This is a genomic window from Bacillus sp. LR_5, from assembly GCF_042709275.1.
On the sequence record NZ_JAVAXX010000328.1, the window covers coordinates 1 to 6,379 of the forward strand.

The window sequence follows — 6,379 nt, forward strand, 5'->3', positions numbered from 1 at the left end:
TGCTAATCATCACTTGTGACACAAACAATAGAAGTCATTCATACATATATAGAAGAGAAATATGTTGTGTTTAGGGGGGAATCGCAATGAACGGGAGCTCTCGAAGCTATCCTCGGCAAATGGGCTATTATTATCCTCAATATATGCAAGGATATTATCAGCAGGCTGCACCCGGTTATTTAGAGCAACAACTGCCTCAGCAGCATTATGGACAGCAGGATTATTATCAGCCTTATGCTCCGATCCAGCCTATGTCTATGCAGCCGCCTGTATTTTCTAACCCTTATCCTATCCCAAGGCCTAATCAACAGCAGCCTTCGCAATTTCAAAGCATTATGTCGCAGTTCAAAAAAGCCAATGGGCAATTTGATTTTAATAAAATGATGGATACGACAGGTCAAGTAATGAGTGCAATGAATCAGGTCGGATCTTTAATAAAGGGATTTACCAGCTTTTTTAAATGATAGAAGCATGAATGAATCGTTCATTCATGCTTATTTTTTGGAAAGAAAAGTGTCATTGTCTGCTCGTTCCAAGACGTTTCCATATCTTCTTGGCGAACTTCATAAGGCAGCTGAACCGTTCTTGTCATGCTTGTAAAGGTAGCCTCATTTTGGTGTTTCTGTTTTTCTTGGAGTGTTACATGGAGATACCTCGATTTAACATCAACGACGATCTCGCCATCTCGAAACGTCGCCGGAATGGTAATATCGATATACAGCCCAGTATCTCTTTCTCTGACATGTATGGTCGTCTGCACATCCTTTAAACTCGAGTTGATTAGGTTCTGAAATCCGTTTATAAGGTTGCCGAACGCTGAGGATTGAAAAAGAGTGTCGATTGCCTCCGTTATGATTTCTTCTTTCTTTTGCAGTTCGTTCTTTTTGTCATCATGGAATTCCAATATCGCCACCGCCTTTTTTAACCAGATTATGCGTCTATGCCAGATGTTGTTATAAATTGAAGCAAAATTGAAAGTGTGGTTAAATAGTGGTGAATGAAGGGATAACGGTTGAAGTGAATGAGAAGGGAGAAAATACATTGCTGAAAAAATTATTCGGAATGGGCAAAACTCAGGAAAAGGTGACAGAAGAGGTTATTTATTCTCCGGCAGACGGTACAGTAATGGACCTGTCAGATGTGCCGGACCCTGTTTTTTCACAGAAAATGATGGGAGAAGGAATAGCAGTGGAACCTTCTAGCGGTGAAATCGTTTCTCCCGCTGAAGGTGAAGTCATTCAGATTTTCCACACCAAACACGCCGTTGGCATTCGGACTCGCTCGGGAATTGAGCTGTTAATTCATGTCGGGCTGGAGACAGTCAATATGAACGGAGAAGGATTTACTGCCCACATTAAAGAAGGGGATAAAGTGAAGGTCGGTGACCCGCTGATTACATGTGATTTGGAATTAATAAAAGAAAAAGCGAGCAGCACAGTCATCCCAATCGTTATAATGAATGGTGAGGCTGTAGGATCAATGGTACCGGCAGGCGAAAAGGCTGCTCGTAAAGGCGAATCAAAGCTCCTTACAATAAAAGCGAAATAAGCAGGGCGTATGCCTTGCTTTTTTTATTCAACTGTATAAAATTTGCACCTAGCCATGCAAACAAATATTCGGTAAACTGTACTTGACAAAGAGGTGTAAAGAATGAAAAAGAAATCACTGACTGAACTCATTTCTGATTTAAAAGGAAATGAAAACGTTGTGAATTGGCATGAAATTGAGCCTCGGGAAGCAAAAACAAGGCCTGTGCCCGAAAGTATAGACGAGAGAATCAAAGCGGCCCTTTCGAAAAGGGGCATTGATGAACTATATACTCACCAATATTCCGCTTTTCAATATGTGCAAAGAGGAGAGAGCATCGTTACCGTAACGCCAACAGCATCAGGAAAAACGTTATGCTACAACCTCCCAGTCCTGCAGTCCATCGCCCAAGATGAAACAAACCGGGCGTTATATTTATTTCCGACTAAAGCGCTGGCACAAGACCAAAAGAGCGAGCTAAATGAAATTATTGATGAAATGGGCATTGATATTAAAAGCTTTACATATGACGGGGATACGTCTCCGGCAATCAGACAAAAGGTGAGAAAAGCAGGTCATATTGTCATTACAAACCCTGATATGCTGCATTCTGCCATTCTACCGCATCATACGAAATGGGTCAGTTTGTTTGAAAACCTTAAGTATATCGTCATCGATGAGCTTCATACGTATCGAGGTGTGTTCGGCAGCCATGTGGCAAATGTGATCCGGCGGCTAAAGCGGATCTGCCGGTTTTATGGAAGTGATCCGGTTTTTATTTGTACTTCCGCAACAATTGCCAACCCAAAGGAATTGGGAGAGCAGCTGACAGGCAAACCGATGCGGCTGGTCGATGACAACGGCGCACCGAGCGGACGCAAGCATTTTGTGTTTTACAATCCGCCAATTGTGAACAAACCGCTGAATATTAGAAGGAGCGCAACCGCAGAAGTGAATGAACTGGCGAAAGAGTTCCTTAAAAACAAAGTGCAGACCATTGTTTTTGCCAGAAGCAGAGTTCGGGTGGAAATTATTTTAAGCCATATTCAGGAGCTTGTGAAAAAAGAGATTGGAACAAAATCAATCAGAGGCTATCGGGGAGGCTATCTGCCGAAAGAGCGAAGAGAAATCGAAAAAGGCCTGAGAGAAGGCGACATTTTAGGAGTGGTCAGTACGAATGCCTTAGAGCTTGGTGTTGATATCGGCCAGCTGCAAGTGTGTGTAATGACGGGGTATCCCGGAAGTGTTGCAAGTGCTTGGCAGCAGGCGGGACGAGCCGGCAGAAGACACGGTGAATCTTTGATTATCATGGTAGCCAATTCAACACCGATTGACCAATATATTGTGCGGCATCCTGAATATTTCTTTAATCGTTCGCCTGAATCTGCAAGAATCAATCCGGAGAATTTGATTATTTTAGTAGACCACTTAAAGTGTGCGGCTTATGAGCTTCCTTTTAGAGCTGATGAAGAATTTGGACCCATGGAAGTCAGTGATATTCTTGAGTATCTTGAGGAAGAGGCTGTTCTTCACCGCAACGGCGAACGGTACCATTGGGCAAGTGAGTCGTTCCCTGCTTCAAACATCAGTTTGCGTTCCGCCTCCCAGGAAAATGTCGTTATAGTTGATCAGTCGGATATTGCAAATGTAAGGATTATCGGTGAAATGGACCGTTTTAGTGCGATGACGCTTTTGCATGATGAAGCGATATATTTGCATGAAGGCGTTCAGTATCAAGTTGAGAAGCTCGATTGGGACCATAAAAAGGCGTATGTCAGAAAAGTCGATGTCGAATATTATACGGATGCAAACCTGGCAGTTCAGCTGAAGGTATTAGAAATCGATAAAACGAAAGAAAAAAGCCGTACGTCATTGCACTACGGAGACGTCACTGTCAATGCCCTGCCGACCATTTTTAAAAAAATAAAAATGACCACTTTTGAAAATATTGGGTCTGGACCTATTCATTTGCCGGAAGAAGAACTGCATACAAGTGCAGCTTGGCTCGAAATCAAAACAGCGGATGAAGACATCGAGGAAAAGACACTGGAACAGCTGCTTCTTGGCATCTCGAATGTGCTCCAGCATATTGTCCCTGTGTATATCATGTGTGATCGAAATGATGTTCATGTTGTTTCTCAAATTAAAGCAGCCCATACCGGATTGCCAACCATATTTTTATATGATCATTATCCGGGCGGTATCGGTTTGGCGGAGGAAGTCTTTAAACGTTTTTCAGACATTAATGAAGCGGCGAAACAACTGATTACACATTGTCCTTGTCATGACGGCTGTCCGTCTTGTATAGGTACGGAAATAGAAGGGATAAAAGCAAAGGAAAGAATTTTGCAGCTGTTGGATCAAATGTCGTAAGGAGGGAGGCTGGATATGTCATTAAAAGGGAAACTCCAACGGATGAAAAAGCACATGGCGCTCGACGAAGGAGAACAAAAAATAGAAGCAGGCAAACAAGAAAACCACTTTGATGACATCCCGTTTTTAGAAGAGTGGGAGGCTTTTGGCATGAAGCCTTTCATCTTCGAAGATGAATATTGCCTCATCAGAGAAGTAGAATATCCGCTTTCTCACCGCCATGGGTTATACAGCTTTTCTGAGCTTGAGGAAGTGATCACACTGTGGAATCAAAGCGGCCTGTCGCATACATTGTCAGCAAAAGGGTATAACAAAAACAACCTCTTTTTCTTTGATACAGAAACAACCGGTCTTGGGGGTGGAGCTGGGAATACCATTTTTTTGCTTGGGCATGCGAGAGTTTATGAAGACCGAGTGACAGTCAAACAGCATCTTTTGCCCAAACCGGGGAACGAAGTCGCCTTGTACCAAAGCTTTTTAAGCGAGGTTGACATTACATCACTTGTGACCTACAACGGCAAAGCCTTTGATTGGCCGCAGGTGAAAACAAGACACACCTTGATCCGTGACAGACTTCCGAAGCTTCCGGAATTTGGCCACTTTGATCTTTTGCATGGAGCTAGACGCCTCTGGAAACACAAAATGGACCGCGTATCTCTTGGCACGGTTGAAAAAGAGGAGCTCGGCATCCGCAGACTAGAAGACACACCGGGCTACTTGGCGCCAATGCTTTACTTTCATTTTATCAAGGCGCAAGAGCCGGATCTTTTAAAAGGTGTCCTGCATCATAATGAAATGGATGTGTTATCACTCATTTCATTGTACATCCATATGTCTAAAAAAATCCTTTCAGAATCACATGCGCCAAAAGAACACAGTGAAGCCTATGCTATGGCGAAATGGTTTATGGCTCATAAGGAAACGGACCAAGCGATCAAGCAGTTGGAAAGGCTTATAGAAAAATCGTTTGAGGATCAGGACAGTGCACGGCTGGATTTATCGCTCCTGTACAAAAAACAAAACCGCTTGGAAGAAGCAGTGCCGCTTTGGGAAAAGCTGTCCCGCTCGCAAAACCAGAAGTGCAGATACGCTGCTGTAATAGAGCTCGCGAAATATTTTGAGCATAAGAAAAAAGAATTCGGAAAAGCATTGCAAGTAGCAGAGCAATTGCTTAGCGATACGGCATGCTTATCAGAGAAAGAAACTGAAAAACTGCATGTGAGAATTGCCCGGCTGAAGAGGAAATATTCCTCTTAAATATTCCCCGGGAAAGCGCAAAAGACGACTTGTTTCGCCATGAATTTTTTTTGCTGAATTCACATTGATTTTGTTGTAGAATAGCGGCGAATCCTGTAAAATGACGTTAGTTATTTTTAAAGGGAGAGTTGGTATGTATAAGGGTGTTTTTTACTTGTTCTTTGTTGTGGTATTTTTGATTGCTTTTGTGTTTTCAAACTTTAAAGACAGCTTAATTGCACACTTTTAAAATAGGTCTTTGCATCAGAACATGTACCCCTTATTTTTCATAGCTTAGTATTGTAATAAAGTTTATGGAAAGGGGATTTTATCATGCATCACTGCAGACCGCATATGATGGCGCCAATTGTCCATCCTACTCATTGCTGTGAACACCATACGTTTTCGAAGACTATCGTGCCGCACATTCACCCACAGCATACAACAAACGTAAACCACCAGCATTTTCAGCACGTTCACTACTTTCCACACACTTTCTCAAATGTTGACCCGGCTACGCATCAGCATTTTCAAGCAGGAAAACCTTGCTGCGACTACTAGTATGGAAAACGTGCAGCTTGATGGTGTAAACAATGCAGCACAACGAATGGGGCCCACGGGAGCCCCATTTTTTAAAGCAGGTGAAATGATGAAAGTATTGGCAATAACGGGCTATAAACCGTTTGAACTGGGGATATTTAAGCAGGATGACAAGGCGCTGTATTACATAAAAAAAGCCATTAAGAACCGGCTGATTGCTTTTTTGGATGAAGGATTAGAATGGATTTTAATTTCGGGCCAGCTTGGAGTTGAGCTGTGGGCGGCAGAAGTTGCATATGATTTGCAGGAGGAATACCCTGACTTAAAGGTAGCTGTCATCACACCATTTTACGAGCAGGAAAAGAACTGGAAAGAACCGAATAAGGAACAGTATGAAGCAGTTCTGGCTCAGGCAGACTATGAAGCAAGCCTGACTCACCGTCCTTATGAAAGCCCGCTTCAATTCAAACAAAAAAATCAGTTCTTCATTGATAAGTCCGACGGGCTTCTGCTTTTATATGACCCGGAAAAGGAAGGCTCCCCTAAGTATATGCTTGGGACAGCGGAAAAAAGGCACGAACAGGATAGCTATCCCATCTACTTTATTACAATGGATGACTTGAGAGTGACAGTGGAGGAAGACAGCTACTAACAATGAGAGAGAAATTTGACAACCGTACAGATTTCTGAAAAAATATATGTG

At 42.8% G+C, this 6,379-nt stretch carries 8 protein-coding genes; 7 read left to right on the plus strand and 1 reads right to left on the minus strand.

The annotated features are described in order from the left end of the window. The first annotated feature begins 86 nt into the window (after nt 1-86). Nucleotides 87-464 (plus strand): YppG family protein, encoded by a 378-nt coding sequence (locus RAC86_RS33500; protein WP_377886541.1) that lies wholly within the window; start codon nt 87-89, stop codon nt 462-464. Nucleotides 465-484: 20 nt separating this feature from the next. On the opposite strand, the gene RAC86_RS33505 is transcribed toward RAC86_RS33500, so the two are convergent. Continuing rightward, complete coding sequence (locus tag RAC86_RS33505; protein WP_004398640.1) at nt 485-904, minus strand: Hsp20/alpha crystallin family protein; 420 nt, start codon at nt 902-904, stop codon at nt 485-487. 137 nt (nt 905-1,041) lie between these two features. On the opposite strand from RAC86_RS33505, the gene RAC86_RS33510 reads away from it, so the two are divergent. The 6 genes from RAC86_RS33510 (at nt 1,042) to RAC86_RS33535 (ending at nt 6,328) form a co-directional block, all read left to right on the plus strand. After that, entirely contained in the window at nt 1,042-1,548 is a 507-nt protein-coding gene (locus RAC86_RS33510) for a PTS sugar transporter subunit IIA (RefSeq protein ID WP_029726788.1), read from the plus strand. A gap of 102 nt (nt 1,549-1,650) precedes the next feature. Further along, a complete protein-coding gene (mrfA, locus tag RAC86_RS33515; RefSeq protein WP_377886542.1) occupies nt 1,651-3,900 on the plus strand; it encodes an ATP-dependent helicase MrfA in 2,250 nt (749 codons plus the stop codon). 15 nt (nt 3,901-3,915) lie between these two features. Beyond that, entirely contained in the window at nt 3,916-5,157 is a 1,242-nt protein-coding gene (mrfB, locus tag RAC86_RS33520; protein WP_377886543.1) for a metal-dependent exonucleaseMrfB, read from the plus strand. A 100-nt stretch (nt 5,158-5,257) separates the two neighbouring features. After that, entirely contained in the window at nt 5,258-5,386 is a 129-nt protein-coding gene (locus RAC86_RS33525; RefSeq protein ID WP_003230707.1) for a hypothetical protein, read from the plus strand. Between the two features lie 83 nt (nt 5,387-5,469). Then, complete coding sequence (cotD, locus tag RAC86_RS33530) at nt 5,470-5,697, plus strand: spore coat protein CotD (protein ID WP_010886551.1); 228 nt, start codon at nt 5,470-5,472, stop codon at nt 5,695-5,697. An 88-nt stretch (nt 5,698-5,785) separates the two neighbouring features. Beyond that, complete coding sequence (locus tag RAC86_RS33535; protein ID WP_377886544.1) at nt 5,786-6,328, plus strand: SLOG family protein; 543 nt, start codon at nt 5,786-5,788, stop codon at nt 6,326-6,328. Nucleotides 6,329-6,379: the final 51 nt, after the last annotated feature.

Coding starts and splice junctions, on each gene's coding strand:
- mrfA (WP_377886542.1), top strand. CDS start 1,651: ATGAAAAAGAAATCACTGACTGAACTCATTTCTGATTTAAAAGGAAAT.
- RAC86_RS33525 (WP_003230707.1), top strand. CDS start 5,258: ATGACGTTAGTTATTTTTAAAGGGAGAGTTGGTATGTATAAGGGTGTT.
- RAC86_RS33535 (WP_377886544.1), top strand. CDS start 5,786: ATGAAAGTATTGGCAATAACGGGCTATAAACCGTTTGAACTGGGGATA.
- cotD (WP_010886551.1), top strand. CDS start 5,470: ATGCATCACTGCAGACCGCATATGATGGCGCCAATTGTCCATCCTACT.
- RAC86_RS33500 (WP_377886541.1), top strand. CDS start 87: ATGAACGGGAGCTCTCGAAGCTATCCTCGGCAAATGGGCTATTATTAT.
- mrfB (WP_377886543.1), top strand. CDS start 3,916: ATGTCATTAAAAGGGAAACTCCAACGGATGAAAAAGCACATGGCGCTC.